Here is a 1,507-nt window from a genome sequence, read left to right on the forward strand (position 1 = left end):
CGAACTCCGGTTCCGGGAGGGCCTTGCGGTCGGTCTTGCCACTGGAGTTCAGCGGGAAGGCGTCCAGGACCACGACCGCGGCCGGGACCATGTACTCCGGCAACCGCTCCGCCACGAACTCCCGCACCTCGACGGCATCCGGGACATCACCAGGAACGGCGGGCACCACATAACCCACAAGCCGCTGACTCCCCGCACCCGACACACGAACAGCGACCACACTCCGCCCGACCCCCGGATGAGCCGCCAACGCGGCCTCGACCTCACCCAGCTCGATCCGGAAACCACGCACCTTGACCTGATCGTCCGCCCGCCCCCCATACACCAACTGCCCGTCACGACCCCAACGCGCAAGATCACCCGTACGGTACAACCGCTGCCCGTCACCAAAAGGACTGGCCACAAAACGCGACGCCGTCAGACCCGACTGACCCAGATACCCACGCGCCAGACCCGCCCCCCCCACATACACCTCCCCCACCACACCAGGCGCAACAGGCCGCAACCCCCCATCCAGCACATGAACCGCCCCATCAAGAACCGGACGCCCGATCGGCGGCGCCTGACCCGACACCACCAGCGGATCACTCAACGTCGCCGCGATCGTCACCTCAGTCGGACCATACGCATTCACCATCCGACGACCCGGCGCCCACCTCGCCACCAACTCCGGCGGACACGCCTCCGCACCCACCACCGGCACCGACAACACACCCACCGGCAACTCAGGCACCGTCGCCAACACCGCCGGCGGCACCAACGCATGAGACACCCGCCCCTCAACCAACACCCGCGCCAGCTCCTCACCCACCAACACCCCAGCCGGAGCAACCACCAACACAGCCCCCGCACCCCACGCCATCAACAACTCCATCACCGACGCGTCAAAACTCGGCGACGCCAACTGCAACACCCGACTCCCCGACCCCACACCAAAACGCCCCGCCATCGAAGCCGCCAACGCACCCACACCCGCATGCGTAACCCCGACCCCCTTCGGCACCCCCGTCGAACCCGACGTGAAAATCACATACGCCAACTGCTCCGGCACCGGAACCACCCCCCGCACCCAACACCCACCACCCGACCCCGCCTCAGCCACCGCCTCGGCCTCGGCCTCGGCCACCCCCGCAGCATCCAGCACCACAACAGGCCCGACCTGCTCCACCATCTGCCGCACCCGCCGCTCCGGATACACCGGATCGATCGGAAGCCACGCCGCACCAAGACGCGACACCGCCAGCACCGACACCACCAACTCCACCGACCGGCCCAGACACAGACCCACCACATCCCCAGCCCGCACCCCCCGAGCCGACAACCACCCAGCCAGCCGCCCCGCACGCACATCCAGCTCCGCATACGACCAGCACCGCTCACCACACTCCACAGCCACCGCATCCGGAGTCCGCGCCACCCACCGCCCGAACAACTCCGGCAACGTCACCAACTCCCCCGACCGCCCGGCCACACTCCAGCCCGACAGCCGCTCACACTCCCCCGGCAG

General features: G+C 68.5%; 1 protein-coding gene. It reads right to left on the reverse strand.

What is annotated here, in order from left to right; translation table 11 throughout:
• Nucleotides 1-1,471 (reverse strand): amino acid adenylation domain-containing protein (locus FKN01_RS32150; RefSeq protein WP_313906190.1); only part of this gene is annotated, 1,471 nt, incomplete at its 3' end.
• Nucleotides 1,472-1,507 lie beyond the last annotated feature (36 nt).

Origin of the sequence: Streptomyces sp. 130 (assembly GCF_007096885.1) — a bacterium.
In the GTDB taxonomy this organism is placed as follows: Bacteria; Actinomycetota; Actinomycetes; order Streptomycetales; family Streptomycetaceae; genus Streptomyces.